The following is a 13950-nucleotide window of genomic DNA, read 5'->3' on the forward strand; positions in this document are numbered from 1 at the left end:
TTTCTCCAACCTCAATGCGACGATTCGGGCGCAGCCGGCTGAAGCCAAACCGACACGCAACAGAAAACCAGCGAAAGCAATGTGAGCAGTGCGGAAACGGCGGCGATCACGGGCGAAATATCCCATTGAATGCTGCTGTACATCCGCACCGGCAACGTAGTCGTTTCGGGGCTCGTGAGAAACCACGCGATAACGACCTCGTCGAACGACACGAGAAACGCGAACAGCGCGCCCGCGAGAATCGACGGGCGAAGCTGCGGCAGGACCACCTTGAAGAACACGGTGCGGCGCTCGGCGCCCATGATCGTGGTGGCGAATTCGAGCGCCGGGTCGAGCTTCTTCACGCCGGCCATCACCGTCATCATCATGAACGGCGTGACATAGGCGACATGGCTCACGACGAGGCCAAGCGTCGAGCCGACCAGATGCAGCCGCGACAGGTACAAATAGAGGCCGAGCGACATCACGATCACGGGAACCAGAATCGGACTCATGAGCAGCAACATCACAAAGCGCTTGCCGGGAAATTCGTGGCGCACGAGCCCGTATGCGGCAGGCACGCCCAGGAGCACGGAAACGACCGTGGTGAGACTCGCGACCTTCAGGCTCTGCAGGATCGGTCCGACCCAGCTATCCGACGTGAAGAGATGCACATACAGCGACATCGACCACACACGCGGCGGGAACGTCAGCTCGCCGTCGCCGCCGAACGAAATCGGAATGACGATGAGCGTGGGCACCAGAATGAAGACGTACACCAGAATGGCGATCACGTTGCGCAGCCGCGCGTAACGACGCGCGAGCCCATCGACCACGACACCGCGCCGGACTGCCGGCAACCCTGCTTGCATCGATGTGCTCATGCCATCACCTTTTTTGAATCGCGCTTCTGGAACCGCTCCGCGCCGAGCGCCGCGAGCGTGACGATACCGAGCAGGATCACGCCGATTGCCGACGCCATATTCCAGTCCATTGTTTCGCGCGTGTAGAAGTCGACGAGATTGGACATCATCGCGTCCTTACGGCCGCCCAGCAGCGCGGGAATCACGAAAAAGCCCATCGACATGACCGTGGTGCTCAGCGCCGCGGCCGCGACACCGGGCATGGACAACGGCAGCGTGATGCGAAAGAAGATGCGCGGCGGCTTCGCGCCCATGATTTCCGAAGCGCGGTACAGCGACTGGTCGATAGCGAGCAAACTCGCGAGGACCGGAAAGACGATGAACGGAATCAGATAGTTGGTCATGCCGACCATCACGCCGAAGCGGTTGAACAGCATCGGCAGCTGGACATGCGTGGCGAACACGACCGACAACAGCTTGTTGACCAGCCCGTCGCGGCCGAGCAGGACCGTGAATGCATAGCTCTTCACGAGAATGCTGGTCCAGAACGGCACCAGCACGAGCACCATGTAGAGGGCCCGTTTCTTCGGCGTTTGCTTCGCGAGATGCATGGCAATGGGATAGCCGAGCAGCAGGCTGCACAACGAAGCGCAGATGCTGATCTGAAACGTCGACCACAAGGTGCGCAGGAAGAGTTCACTGCCGAAGAGGCGTTGATAGGCCGAAAGCGACAAGCCGTCATTCACCCAGACACTCGTGTAGACCACATACATCAGCGGCACGAACACCACGAGAAATAAAAATACCGTTGCCGGGCCGACGTACAGCAACCCATCCTTTCTGCCTTTCATCACTCCTCCTACCGCTGAAATGCTTGACTGCTGACCATACGACCGCCGCTATTGCGACGGCCTTTTTTACCTCGACGTTACGACAGCACCCACTCCTTGAAACGCAGTGTGAGTTCGTCGTAATGGTCGGTCCACCAGACATCGTTGCTGATGAGGTTCATCTTGTTGTTCGGGTCCGACAGCCATTTGCGCACGTCGGGTTTGACGAGCGGGAGCGCCTTCTTGCTCGCCGGCGTGTTCCCGAGATAATCCATGAGCGCCGCCTGACGATCGGGGCGCATGGCGAACTGCACGAACTTCATCGCGTTCGCCTTGTTGGGCGCGTTCTTCAGAACGACGAGATACTCGAGACCGGTGAGCGTTTGTTTAAACGAGAAGTCGATCGGCTTGCCCGCTTCCTGCGCGGCCTTCACGCGCGTCGAATACGTGTAGCTGTAATCGACCTGGCCCGTTTCCACGAGCGAGACCGTTTGGGGCGTCTGGTCCACCCACTTGCCGATAGACGGCTTGATGCGGTCCAGTACGCGAAACGCGCGGTCGACGTCGAGCGGATAAATCTTTTCCGGCGGCACGCCGTCGGCGAGCAAGGCGATTTCAAGCGTTTCGCTCGCGCGGTTGCGCAGCGTGCGCTGGCCGGGAAACTTCTTCACGTCGAAGTAATCGGCGAAGGTTTCCGGGTGCTTGCCGGCCGGGTGCTTGCTGTTGTCCCAGCAAATGCCGCCCGTGAAGCCGTAGAACGGCACGGCGAATTTCGTCATCGGCGCAATCAGGTCGCTGCGGTCGAACAATGCCGGATCGAGCGGTTCCCAATAGCCGTTTTTCGCACCCGTCATCGCCATTGGACCGACCGCATCGAACACGTCCCATTGCACGTTGTTCGTCATCACCTGCGCCTTCACGCGGGCAAGATCGGGCGTGTCGACGAGCGTCACGTGCACGCCGAATTCCTTTTCGAACGGCTTGGCGAGCGCTTCGTCAACACCCTGATGATAGTTGCCGCCCCAGCTCACGACCGTGAGATTGCTCGCAGCGGCCGCCTTGCGTGAAGTGATGATCATCGGCGCGGCAACGGCCGACGAGAGTAGCGTGGCGCCCGCCGCCTGAAGAAAGCGACGACGCGGAAGAATGATGTTGTTATCGGATGACATGGTCTTCTCTCTTAACGTATCGATGGTCTCAGTGCGACTCAAACGCCCGCCGCGGATGGGGAACAGGCGTCCTCGCGCGCGACGAGCGGCGCCATGACGTCGGCGAGGCGCTGGCGCAGCGCCGCCGAAGCAGGCTTGAGCGGCGGCAGCACGTCGCCGAACGCGAGGCCTTGAAGCGTCAGCGCGGCTTTGATGGGCGCGGGATTCGGCTCGGCGAAGATGGCGTCGATGAGCGGGCGCAACGTGGCGTGCAGCGCAACGGCCTGTTCGAGCTGGCCGTTCGACGCCAGCGCGAGCACACGCGCCCACTGCTTCGGCACGAGGTTCGAACTGGAGATGATGCCGCCTACGGCACCCATGGCGACGTGCAGCGGCAGCACGTCTTCCTCGCCGCTCAGAATGGCGATCTTCGACGCGCAGAGTTCGGCCGCGCGCATTTGCGTGGCGAGATCCGGATTGCAGGCTTTGATGCCGACGACGCGCGTGAGCGCGGCGAGCTTCGCGACGGTTTCGTAATGGAGCGAGACGCCCGTGCGATACGGGATTTCGTAGAGAATGATGTCGGCGTCGACTGCATCGGAGAAACGCTGGTAGTACTCGACGATGCCTTCCTGTGTAGGCCGGAAATAATACGGCGTGACGACCATGAGCGCCTTCGCGCCGGCCTTCACAAAGGCCTTGGCGTTGTCGATGGCGTCGCCAAGTCCTGGCGCGAGAATGCCCGGCACGACGGGCAGCGCGCCGGCCGCCGCTTCGAGCGACGTTTCGACGACACGCAGACGCTCCGCGAACGACAGTGCCGTGTACTCGCCCGTGCCGCCGAGCGGCACGACACCGTCCGCGCCGGCTTCGATGAGCCTACCGATCTGCGCGGCAAGCGGCGCGGCGACGAAATGGCCGTCTGCGTCGAGAGGAGTGGGAACTGCCGTCAAAATACCTGCATAGGGATGCAACGTGCTCATCGATGCGCTCTTCAATAGTGGTACGGCCTGGGTCGCCGAGGATCTGAATGACACTCCATGGTTTGAACGATAAGGAGGCAAAAAAACCGGACACGCACCATCAGTGCCAGTTACCCTCTTTATAAGACCTGGTTATTCAATGGGGCCTGGAGCAGGCGGGATGGGGCTGCGCAGCCTCGCGAGACGGCCTGGCGGGCGCAAACAAGCGTGATAAACGTGGCGGTTCGAGGGTTTCCCCTGATGTGACCCTCTGGTGGTTCTCAGGGGCATGTGCATCGAGAGCATTGTCGCCTTATGCGAACGGGCGTGGTCCCCCATTCATCCGTGACCTCTTGTCCGACGATTTCGCAAGGGCCAGGCGATTCGAACGCGGTTTTTTGATTCTGGCAATGCTCGTCGACAGCGGTAGGTCGTCGGGGCATAGGTGAAATGCCGGTATTATGATTTTATTGTGATAAGTATTCTTATCATAATGGAGCGCTTTTTACTTAAAACTCTTAGATGACAGAATCCACCTTACTCGGTCCCCTGCCCGCTTTCCGCTGAAGGCGCCGGTTTTCCCGATGCCGGTGAACTCGCAATCCACAACTCCAGCGAGAGGAAAGCGCAGCGCCTGAGCTTCGCGTCATTCCAGGCGTTTGCATCTGTCAACCCTCCACGTTCGCCCCAGTAACTGTCGACGGCGTTAGCGTCGATATAAGAAATAGCGGTGACGAAGCGTAGAATACGCCACTCATCCAACGCATCCAGATCCGGGCGCATCGCCACGGATACCCTGCAAGTCCTGTCTCCGAGTGTGTCGTTGGTTGGCGAACTGGCCTGAGCGGCAGCCGGGCGAACAAATCAAGGTGCGTCTTGCCTGGCTCGCCAGGCATGGGGAAGCGTGCGTATTACGGCATCAACTGATTAGTGAACGAAAGAAACATGCAGACCGTTGCGGTACTCGACTTCGAAACAACCGGGCTTTCGCCGAATCTGGGCGACCGCGCTACCGAGATTGCCGTCATCCTCCTGCGTGACGGTCGGATTGTTGATCGTTACCAGAGCTTGATGAACGCAGGACGGCGCATCCCGTCCGATGTCGCTGCTCTCACAGGCATCACGAACGACATGATCGCATCGGCTCCTCCTGTATCGAAAGTCATGAGGGAATCTGCAGCGTTTGTTGGAAACCATCCCGTCGTTGCCCACAACGCCGGTTTCGATAAGCGGTTTTGGCAGGCAGAACTGGGGCTTCTTGGAGTGCCAGCGGAGCATTCGTTTGCTTGCACGATGCTCGTGTCCAGGCGGATCTACCCACGCGCCCAGAGTCACCGCCTATCTAGCTTGGCGGAGATGCTTCGATTACCGAAATCGGGTCGTGCGCACCGAGCGATGGTTGACGCTGAGATCGCCAGTCATCTCTGGTGCCGATTGCAGCACGACATCGCTCAAACTTACGGGCTGAAGCGAATCGATCACGCCCTCATGGCTCAATTGCAGAAGACTAGCAAGGCGAAGGTTGCGACATTTCTGGGTTCACTGTCTACGCCAGTTTTGCCGAAAAAGACGTCGTAGAGCACATTAAATCTGTCACCCGTCGGAAGGCCGGAGTAAAGCGATAAGAGACATCCCCAAACGGCAAGCACCGATATGTCTATCGAACGGCTATCGACAATTGCCTTCGACGAATTCGTGCGGGTTCACAGTGTTTCGTCGATCTCGGGCAAGTCCTGGAGTGTGAATTGGAAAGTGAGTGCTCTTGCAGCGAGGACGCCGGCGAACTGCACCGACGTCGTCGGTTGCAGTTCGAGCTGGTCTAGCGGATTCGTGATAACTCGCACCTCTGGATCTCCAGCACCTGCTTGAAGGTTGCCGATCACCGCCACCCAGCTTGGTTGTCGACCTCTTCTGCCGACGTCGCTCTGACTCTTCTGATAATCGCTGGAATGCGGCGCTGGCAGCTGCCTCGCGCTCCGCGCGGGCCCGCTTCTGCTCAGCCTCCACACTCGCGGCAGTCTTGATCGCCTCAGCCCGGTGCCCCGCCTTTGCGGCCCCCCAAGCGGCGAGCCAGTCGTGGGCGATTCGTCGCGTATCGCTAGCAAAGGCCGACGCAACCGCGTACGCACCTGAGCCGGGATCGCCAACGTCGTCCGGCTCGACGACGTAGAACGCGGCTGCGTCCATGTCGATCCATGCTCGCGTCGCGAAGGACAAAAATCTGCCGGGAATAACGTCCTCAAATCTGACTGTCAGGTCCCGCCGGACGCAGACATTGAATCGCGCCAAGACGTCCCATGACACTCGGATGCTCGCTCGCTGCATGAGTCGCTCAATGCCAAGTCCTCGCGCAGATTGAAAACCGCGTTAGAGAACTTTGGTGAGTTCAGGGGCGTACTCGGCGCGTTCGGCACCCTCCACTCGCGCCTGGCTAGCGTCGACGCCAGTGAGTTCGTAAGGTTCGATGAGTGAGTCGAGCAGCGCGAGCGCACCGCCCGGTGCCCAGATTGGAATTTGTTGTGACAATCCGTCAGCAATGAGCGGGTTACCGATCGCAAAGACAGGCCGGGTTCCCTCGCGCGACAAAGCGGGCTCGAACTGCTATATGAGCTTTCATATCGGCACACGTCCGGTAACAGAGCGCACGCCACAGTCGCCGCGCTGGAACGTAACATGCGCGCCGACGAAAGCGGATACCTCAACGGGTATCGCTTCGGACCTGACTATTCCGATATGCGATCACGCTGCACGCGGCCAATGCAGCGATGATTCACCTGATCGGGATAGCTGTCGAACACTTGGGCTTGAAAAGCTACGATGCAGAAACCCGCGACCTTGTTCTACATTGGGAGCTCATCCAGGGACCGCTGAACTTGCCTGATTGACGTCTCCACGCCCCGGCACCTTTATTCGTGCGGGGATTCTACGCAAGGCACGGTCCACAGCACGCCCACAGTGGCACACAAGCGAACGGGCGGAGCCATGGATGTGCCGAGCGCATAGATCTCATTCATCCTGGGTTCACGTAGATCGAGCTGTCAAACGTGAAGCGCGCCCGGTCCACCCGGTCGACATGCATATTCGCGCCTCCCTTGACCGAAACTCGTGCGACTGCTGGGCCAGCGCGATTGGTCCGAAAAGTGTAGGCTTCTGGAGCTCATGACGGCCAACCGTCAAAATTATCCTTGCATCGTGGGAGAGATGCGCAACGCACATCGCGTGAAGCTGTTGGACACGTCGGGCGGCAGTCGGCCAGGAGCCGCCGTTCGACATACCGGGGTAAATCGCTGACAATTTGGCGGATTCACACTTTGGAAGCCGAGCGATGAAATGCCGGATATGTGGGCGGGCACTCGATCAGCCCGACGACCCCTTGTCGATGAACTGTGGCGGTGACTGCTGGGGTTGCGTCGGCGAGATTGAGGCCGATCTAGGCAATTCGGAATCGATCGAGCAGGTACGAGAAGAACACGTTCGCGGACTTCGCCCGGGATGGATAGACCCGGCGAAGTAGTGACCACCAATCTCCTGTTCGATCACTTTCGGCCAGGAGCCGCCCGTCGAAGTCGACATTCAGTTCGAATAGCCGAGGTTCCGTTCACCCTCCCTCAATGGCCGGCTTCCGACGAGCGAATCGCGGGCGACACTGTCTCAACGCGGCCCACAAACGGTCACTCAAGACCGGGCTTAGGATCGTCGGCAATTCACCCCTTCAGTATCGCAGCACTCCTGATCGGCGAAATCAAGGCCGAATGATCGGCGCTGTATGTCGTGCCGGCAGACAGACTACTAGCCGCTCCAGTCGCCAGAGTAAAGGTCATAGACCATCATGTGCCGTAGAGCTTCTCGAATCCTGTCCTCGCCGACGGTATCAAACAAGCGAGTCGGGATTGCGATCCCGACGGTCTCAGAATCGACCGAAAATACTTCGGCTCTACCGTTGAGGAAGTCAAGGCTATGCTCAACGTCGCTCAGGGATATACCGCGAACCATAAGTTGAAAGCTCATGACCGTTTCACCCGAATCTCGGCCACGTCCCCGAGCGCCCGTTGAAGACAATCTTCAAGCTCGTCTGTCACTTTTTGCCCACGGACATCATAGACCACCACAAATCTTGCGGCGGGCAGCGGTACGTGTTGTCGGCCAAACAGTACACGTGCTCGAATGAACGCAACGCTGAGGTTCAGCGCTACTTGCGTCTCGACAAAATGATTGGCGATCAGTGTATGTTCCGTGGCGTCGGCTGTAGAAAACTCTGGCGTGAACATCGCAATTTTGATCCGAACATTCCAGACTGTTGAACGGCCGTTCTGGGGAAAACTGAAGGGCAGTTCAGGGTGGGGCGCGCGCGTTGACGACTGGCGGCTTTCGGGCAGCGAAATTTCAACGGCCGTTTTCAGGGGGTGAGTTCGAAGCGCGGACGGACTCAGCCCGACCCGCTGCCGACATTCGACCCGACACGACTGCGGCGACAGCTTCCAAATTACAACGGCCGCTCAATGGACCACATCGGTTGGCTGCAGGGCGGCCTGTGCGGACACTGGCCGCCAGTGAACTCAATGCCTTCGACATTCAGAAGAGGCAATTGAATTTCGACATCGATTGATTAACGGGACCACAATTACGACCGCTTTATGGTGCATGACACCCCCTTTCTGGTCGATTCGGCGTCGAAAGGGGCCATCCTTTAGAAATCGAAAGGGTCGCGCGGTCTTAGCCCAAGCCACGTCTCAACAGAGCGATGCAGCGTTCGCAGGGCCTCCTCGTGCTCAGGGAAATCGGCGGGATCGATCGCTTCACACCTGACCCTCGCCACGTCAATGCCAATGAAGTCATCGATCGTCTGCTTATGGAATGTGTTGTGCGGTGTGGAGACGCGATCACCCCACGAGCTGCTCGTGCCCCGGCTCATCATACGTGTGGCCATGCGTGCGAAGCCCTCGTCGGTCCGGATCGCCTCACACATCCACTCGCGAGGTTCGTCCAATGAACCTATATAGTCCCTCCACCGGTAGAGCCAAGACACGAGATCTGGTTGGACGATCAGCGCTTCGCCGTCAACGGCGCGCCTCCTTATCGACCGGAGCCATTCAGCCTTCATCGCTTCAACGGTGTCGAGGTCGAGCGCCGGATCAAAGGCGTAGCTCTCACTCGCCTTCTGCGCGGCGGGATCGTTCAGATTAATCAGGATCGCAGCAACGGAGAGCGCCTGGGTCTGGCGGAGCGCGTCAAGCGCAAGACCACCGCGCACATCCTCCGGAACGCGCTTCAAGAACCAGCTCGTCGCTCGCCATGCTGAAAGCCATGGCGAATTGAAGGGGTCGACGTCGCGCTGGCCCGCGAGCTTCTGGGCGATTCTGAACATCGCGGGCAACAGCACGGCGGCGTTCTCGGCCGGGAGGCGGTCGACTGACTCGTCGCACCTCGCGACGAGCGAGGGCAGCAGGCCGTCGGCCTCGATGTCGGCGATCGCGGCAGCTAGCGCGTCCTCCGTCGCCGTCGCATCGAGAAACGCGACGAAGCGGCGCTCCGATATTTCGCCGGACGCTGTCTGGAGTTCGAAGTAACGCGGGAAATAGCGCCGGGAGCAGACCCGCTTGGCGGTCAACCACTGGAGATGGAAGCCGTCTGCGTAGCTCGTGCCCCCGTATGCCCATTCGAGAGGCGGGAAGAGGTCCTTGAGTGCGTCCTGGGCGATGACGCGGCGCTCCTCCGGCACGAGCTCAAGAAGTCGTTTGGCCGCCGCCCTGTCCTCATCCTGCCGGCCATAGCCAGGGTAACGCCGCTCCTGTAGGACTAGTTCCCTCTCTCGGAACAGCGCCTTATGGAGGTCCGGTTCGAAGACCCGGAGCGTCTCAAGAAGAAGGAAGTCGACAATGTTCACCTCAAACACGTCGTCAGCCGTATGCAACGGTATGTGCACAGCGATGGACGAGATTAATCGACGCGCGTCGCGCATGTTGCGCAGTAGGGGCTGGATGCAACCGACGAACGCGTTACCCCATCGCGTATGGGAGAACCCGTTCGCCTCGGTCGCGAAAGGGCCCGCGAGCTCAGAGAGCTCCCCTCCGAATATATGATGCACGATCGACACCGGGACCGCCGGCAGGTCGAAGCTAGCCTGCACGATCTTTTCCAGAAAGGCGCGGCCGTCGCCGTCAGCGACCGGATCAAGTGCCCGCTCAATGATGCTGGGCTGGAACAGGAGCACAAAGACGATGTTGGGCAGGTTGGCGTTCGCCTTTACCTGTCGGAGGACCATCCTGATCTGCTCGGGCTCGAGCCGATCGATGTCGTCGACGAAGACAATCAGCGGCCTGTCGAGTTCGCGAAGACGAACCTCCAGCGCTTCGCGCACCTTGCCGAGCGGTTCGCCGGTGCGATCACGTCCGAGATGCGTCAGCACGCGGCCCAGCTGGGGCGTGATGATAGAGAGGAAGGCGAGACCAGTTGCCACCTTCGCTGCCGTCGGCAGGTCGAAGCCTACGGCCGAGGCGACCGCGATCACCGAGGCGTTCGTCAGTACCGTCGAGATTAGATGGCTTGAACCTTCGGCCTTCTTAAGCGGCGCGCTGGCCCCTGTAAGAATCGCGCCGTACCGTCGCAACGCCTCGGCGCGGGCGAGCGCGGCCTTTGAATGTTCGCCCCCCAGACGATCAGCTATCTGGCCAAAGAGGGCGCGGGCAATCGCGTCGCCGTCGCCCCACTGCCAGGGATTGAAGTCAAGCCAGTCTGCGCCGTCGCTCCTGGCGTCGAGCCGTTCGGTGATTAGGTTCTTAAGTGAGGACTTGCCGAAGCCCCACTCACCTCGGATTGCGAACACCCTGCCTTCACGCAGACTGAGTTCCGAAAGCACGCCGGCTATGCGGTCTGCGAAGTCGGCCCTCCTCAGGCGATCCTCGGACGCCGTCCGGATGGGTGCCTCCGCCCCGATCCCGCCGTCCAGCTGTTCGGTCCTCGCGTTCTGCGCATTGAGTCTCGCACGGCGACGGGCGCGCCACGCCGACAGACGAACCAGCGGCCCGATCATCGCGCGGCGACGCCGATGGGACCGCCGGTCCCACCGAAGGGGCGAAGCGCTGGCGTCGAGGCGGGAAGCGAGGTCTCAGGCATCGGGATAGAGACTCTCGAGTATCTCCCGCCACCTCTGCCTTCGCGACCACTCCCAATACTTTCTCGACACATAGTTATATTCCTGGTAATACCTGAAGAGATCCCACCACGCTTGCACATCCTAGCTCGTCCGGTCCGCTAACGGCGAGACAGTCGATATAAATCGATTTGACGGCGAACGGCAACTCAGGGAGATGACGCAACGCTGGCTTTCTGGAATCGAATTACCGCTCGTTGAGTGGAAGCTTCATCTGAAGGTCTCGGCCACGCTCCACGCGAAGGTCTGCTTGTGGCCGTTCAGCGCCCGACGACCGAGCGCGATGATCTTCTCCGGCACGTTTAATGCAAATGGCATAGAACGACCCGTTGCTGCCGGTCGAGTCGTCGGCATTGCAAGGGCAGGGATCAGAGTGGAACGGTCGATCCGGACCGTCAAGCGAAGACACGTCGCGGGTGCGGATTCAACCGGTCATTCGAGCATCGGCTTTGGACAGGCAAATAAATGCGTAACGACTGGCGGCGCGGAGAGGCGCGATGACCTAAGATTGCATCCTGCACGATATCAAGCCGCATCTAAAACAGGAGAGCCGTCTATGGCAAACGTCTACAAGCGCAAGCAGGTCTACTACTGTTTAGGGGCGATCTACGATCACGGCCTCGTATTTGCCGAGGCAGGGAAGCACCTGATCGAGACTAGGGGGCGATTTTCAGTTCCCGGTATGGTCAATCTTTGCCTTGCGACCGAGATATTTCTCAAGTCGATCAACGGTATGTTCAGCAACCTCGAAGATGAATTATTTCACGAGGGGGTGAAGGTATATGCCGGGCGTGACGAGGACAGAAAGCTGGAACCTGGCGGCCATGGCCATAAGCTGAGCAAACTCTTCGACGGTCTGCCTGCTGACGCGCAGGCCGAGATTACTGCGAACGCCAAAGTGGCGGGGTTCAACGGGGACGTCTCGAAGGGGCTCGAACTCTACGACAAGGTGTTCGTTGATTGGCGATACATTTACGAGGAAAACAATCCTGAAGTGCTAAGCACGCGCCCGCTCTTTGAGATCGTGAATGCGATCGATGCTTATTGCCGCAAACACAGGAACGAGGTAAGGCAAGTGACTTCGGACCAGATCGAATCGCCGGTCTAACCCTTCGGGGCGAGGCCGGATGGAAATGACCGAGTGCGCAACACACACCGGCAATTCGGCTCTCACCCCGGCAACGTCCCTCGCCATAGAGATACATGCCTTGGCTGATCTGGTAAGCCAATGGATGAGGACGACTTGGGCTGCTCGCATATTGCAGCCCGAGCGCAGTGCAATTGGCGGAGAGTCAGGTGCAAAAGATTTTTTTCTACGTCGCAAGGAAAGAGCATCAACCGGGCGATCTACTCGGCTGTGGACACTTTGGCGCGGGATATCGCACATACCCTTATGACGTTTCGGGACCACAGGGCGCACTCAACGGTTGGAAGATCGCAAAGGAAATGATCTTCGAGAGTATCCGCGAGCAGAACTACGGATCGCTGCCGAGCCGTCTGAAATGCTCCTATGCATATGTGAACAAATCGGACGCCCTTACCAATTTCGTTCCGGGACAGGGGCTTTTCGCGCATGAGGTCGTCATCGTCGATGAACTCGCCCCGCGCCACGTGGGCGACTTCTCATTGCTCAGCAGCACCAACGCTGTGCCAACGAATAGCCCGTTCATCCCGTGGGCTGAAGCGACCGCCCACGCGTATTGGGGCGGTCAGAACCCGAAAATTCCGGAGCTGCTGACACTCTCTCCGATCAAGGTGCTGAAGCGGATTGCGTGAAAACGGCAGTCAGTGATCTGCGGCTAATTGGCATCAGGCGGTGGCGTTACCGCATCTGGGGGAGCGGTCGTTTCGATGCCGTAGCGTGAACGATAACGAACGCCGCTTGGCTAACGATTGCACGCCCGTTTTCGAGCGTTGAGAATCAAATAGCTGGTCGTTGGATAGTAAAAGCTCACCATACTCGTCGCATGACCAAGAAACTTCCACTTGCTGACTTCCGAGCGGTTCGCAGCGTGCTTGAGCCGCACGAGTTTGCTTCTGGCGGCCAAGCCGTACCTCCGTCCGACCTGATTGACCAGGAGGTTTGGAATGGCATCATGCACCTTCCAGAAGACGTCTCGATAACAACCTCCAATCACAATGGGATCAGGCTCCGTCTGATGTATAGCTTATGGGGCGACTGGATTGAGACGATCGGTAACCCACAAGATCCCGACGAGATCTTCGAAAATTTACTCAGCGCCGGCGAGTGCTTCCAATGCTCAACCTTTAATTTCTTGCATGGTTACTACCGAGCCGCGATCGCGGAACTACGCACGGCCCTTGAGCTCGTAATGATCGGAGCGTATGGGAGCCTCTATCCGAACGACAAAGATTACGTCGCCTGGAAGGCAGGAGGCGGCGATTTGTCGTTTGGACGATGTAGGAGTCGGTTGCTTGGCAATCTCCGAAAGGAACAAGGGAAATGGATGTTCGAAAACGAAGGTGTGCTGGCCGCGACGTATCAGCAGCTTTGCAACTATTCGCACTCGCGCCCGGACGCCAGCGACGGCGCCTTGTGGAAAAGTAATGGACCGATTTACGACGGTGAAGCGGCAAGGCTAACGCTTTTCACAACGCTATCCGTGTATGCAATCTGTTACCTCTTGATTCGGCTTGCGCGAAGTGATTTTGTCTTGCCCGAAGATAGCAATATCCTTTTTGAACTCGATTGGATGCCCAATTATCAGTTGCTGAAACGAGCCTACACAGATCTATATGGAGCACCTCCGACGCCGCCGTTGACCGACTGATGTACGTGCCGAATTAGGCTTCAGCTAACGGATCATCTCCGTTTGGCACCCAGTGACGCGTGGGCGGACGTCTTCCCTGTGCAGCAACGGACTTGTGCGGGTGCGATGGCCGCTTCCTAGTGGCGGATTCAACCGGTCGATGCAACACACTACAGCCTGCGTGAGCAGCGGAGGTGTTGCAAATGAAACAGCGACCGAGGATCTATTACTCCGAGAGCCAACGAAA

At 59.0% G+C, this 13950-nt stretch carries 10 protein-coding genes; 4 read left to right on the top strand and 6 right to left on the bottom strand.

Annotated features, from left to right (window positions below):
* Nucleotides 1–11: 11 nt before the first annotated feature.
* The 4 genes from U5A65_RS38135 to dapA all read right to left on the bottom strand — a co-directional run bounded on the left by U5A65_RS38135 (nucleotide 12) and on the right by dapA (nucleotide 3803).
* Nucleotides 12–863 carry an ABC transporter permease gene (locus tag U5A65_RS38135; RefSeq protein WP_321916323.1) on the bottom strand — a complete coding sequence of 284 codons (852 nt, stop codon included), beginning with the start codon at nucleotides 861–863 and terminating at the stop codon, nucleotides 12–14.
* Entirely contained in the window at nucleotides 860–1693 is an 834-nt protein-coding gene (locus tag U5A65_RS38140) for an ABC transporter permease (protein ID WP_321949451.1), read from the bottom strand. The genes U5A65_RS38135 and U5A65_RS38140 overlap by 4 nt, the downstream gene beginning before the upstream one ends.
* A gap of 77 nt (nucleotides 1694–1770) precedes the next feature.
* Nucleotides 1771–2841, bottom strand: a complete 1071-nt coding sequence (locus tag U5A65_RS38145) for an ABC transporter substrate-binding protein (RefSeq protein WP_321916326.1) — start codon at nucleotides 2839–2841, stop codon at nucleotides 1771–1773.
* Nucleotides 2842–2879: 38 nt separating this feature from the next.
* The gene (gene dapA, locus U5A65_RS38150; RefSeq protein ID WP_321916327.1) at nucleotides 2880–3803 is read right to left on the bottom strand and encodes a 4-hydroxy-tetrahydrodipicolinate synthase; all 924 of its coding nucleotides are present in this window, start codon (nucleotides 3801–3803) and stop codon (nucleotides 2880–2882) included.
* A gap of 924 nt (nucleotides 3804–4727) precedes the next feature.
* On the opposite strand from dapA, the gene U5A65_RS38155 reads away from it, so the two are divergent.
* Nucleotides 4728–5360 carry a 3'-5' exonuclease gene (locus tag U5A65_RS38155; protein ID WP_321916329.1) on the top strand — a complete coding sequence of 211 codons (633 nt, stop codon included), beginning with the start codon at nucleotides 4728–4730 and terminating at the stop codon, nucleotides 5358–5360.
* A gap of 2426 nt (nucleotides 5361–7786) precedes the next feature.
* Here the strand turns inward: U5A65_RS38155 and U5A65_RS38160 are convergent.
* Both U5A65_RS38160 and U5A65_RS38165 read right to left on the bottom strand, forming a co-directional pair.
* Nucleotides 7787–8050 carry a hypothetical protein gene (locus U5A65_RS38160; protein WP_321949452.1) on the bottom strand — a complete coding sequence of 88 codons (264 nt, stop codon included), beginning with the start codon at nucleotides 8048–8050 and terminating at the stop codon, nucleotides 7787–7789.
* A gap of 419 nt (nucleotides 8051–8469) precedes the next feature.
* Complete coding sequence (locus U5A65_RS38165; protein WP_321949453.1) at nucleotides 8470–10812, bottom strand: P-loop NTPase fold protein; 2343 nt, start codon at nucleotides 10810–10812, stop codon at nucleotides 8470–8472.
* 676 nt (nucleotides 10813–11488) lie between these two features.
* On the opposite strand from U5A65_RS38165, the gene U5A65_RS38170 reads away from it, so the two are divergent.
* The 3 genes from U5A65_RS38170 to U5A65_RS38180 all read left to right on the top strand — a co-directional run bounded on the left by U5A65_RS38170 (nucleotide 11489) and on the right by U5A65_RS38180 (nucleotide 13724).
* Complete coding sequence (locus U5A65_RS38170; protein ID WP_321949454.1) at nucleotides 11489–12040, top strand: hypothetical protein; 552 nt, start codon at nucleotides 11489–11491, stop codon at nucleotides 12038–12040.
* Nucleotides 12041–12228: 188 nt separating this feature from the next.
* Complete coding sequence (locus U5A65_RS38175; RefSeq protein ID WP_321949455.1) at nucleotides 12229–12708, top strand: DUF2441 domain-containing protein; 480 nt, start codon at nucleotides 12229–12231, stop codon at nucleotides 12706–12708.
* A gap of 191 nt (nucleotides 12709–12899) precedes the next feature.
* Nucleotides 12900–13724, top strand: coding sequence for a hypothetical protein (locus U5A65_RS38180; RefSeq protein WP_321949456.1), 825 nt, complete (start codon nucleotides 12900–12902; stop codon nucleotides 13722–13724).
* Nucleotides 13725–13950: the final 226 nt, after the last annotated feature.

The sequence above is a fragment of the Paraburkholderia sp. J10-1 genome (assembly GCF_905220165.1).
Lineage (GTDB): Bacteria > Pseudomonadota > Gammaproteobacteria > Burkholderiales > Burkholderiaceae > Paraburkholderia.

Excerpts from the sequence above, each read along its gene's own strand:
- U5A65_RS38135 (WP_321916323.1), bottom strand. The coding sequence starts at position 863 with ATGAGCACATCGATGCAAGCAGGGTTGCCGGCAGTCCGGCGCGGTGTC.
- U5A65_RS38140 (WP_321949451.1), bottom strand. The coding sequence starts at position 1,693 with ATGAAAGGCAGAAAGGATGGGTTGCTGTACGTCGGCCCGGCAACGGTA.
- U5A65_RS38145 (WP_321916326.1), bottom strand. The coding sequence starts at position 2,841 with ATGTCATCCGATAACAACATCATTCTTCCGCGTCGTCGCTTTCTTCAG.
- dapA (WP_321916327.1), bottom strand. The coding sequence starts at position 3,803 with ATGAGCACGTTGCATCCCTATGCAGGTATTTTGACGGCAGTTCCCACT.
- U5A65_RS38155 (WP_321916329.1), top strand. The coding sequence starts at position 4,728 with ATGCAGACCGTTGCGGTACTCGACTTCGAAACAACCGGGCTTTCGCCG.
- U5A65_RS38160 (WP_321949452.1), bottom strand. The coding sequence starts at position 8,050 with ATGTTCACGCCAGAGTTTTCTACAGCCGACGCCACGGAACATACACTG.
- U5A65_RS38165 (WP_321949453.1), bottom strand. The coding sequence starts at position 10,812 with ATGATCGGGCCGCTGGTTCGTCTGTCGGCGTGGCGCGCCCGTCGCCGT.
- U5A65_RS38170 (WP_321949454.1), top strand. The coding sequence starts at position 11,489 with ATGGCAAACGTCTACAAGCGCAAGCAGGTCTACTACTGTTTAGGGGCG.
- U5A65_RS38180 (WP_321949456.1), top strand. The coding sequence starts at position 12,900 with ATGACCAAGAAACTTCCACTTGCTGACTTCCGAGCGGTTCGCAGCGTG.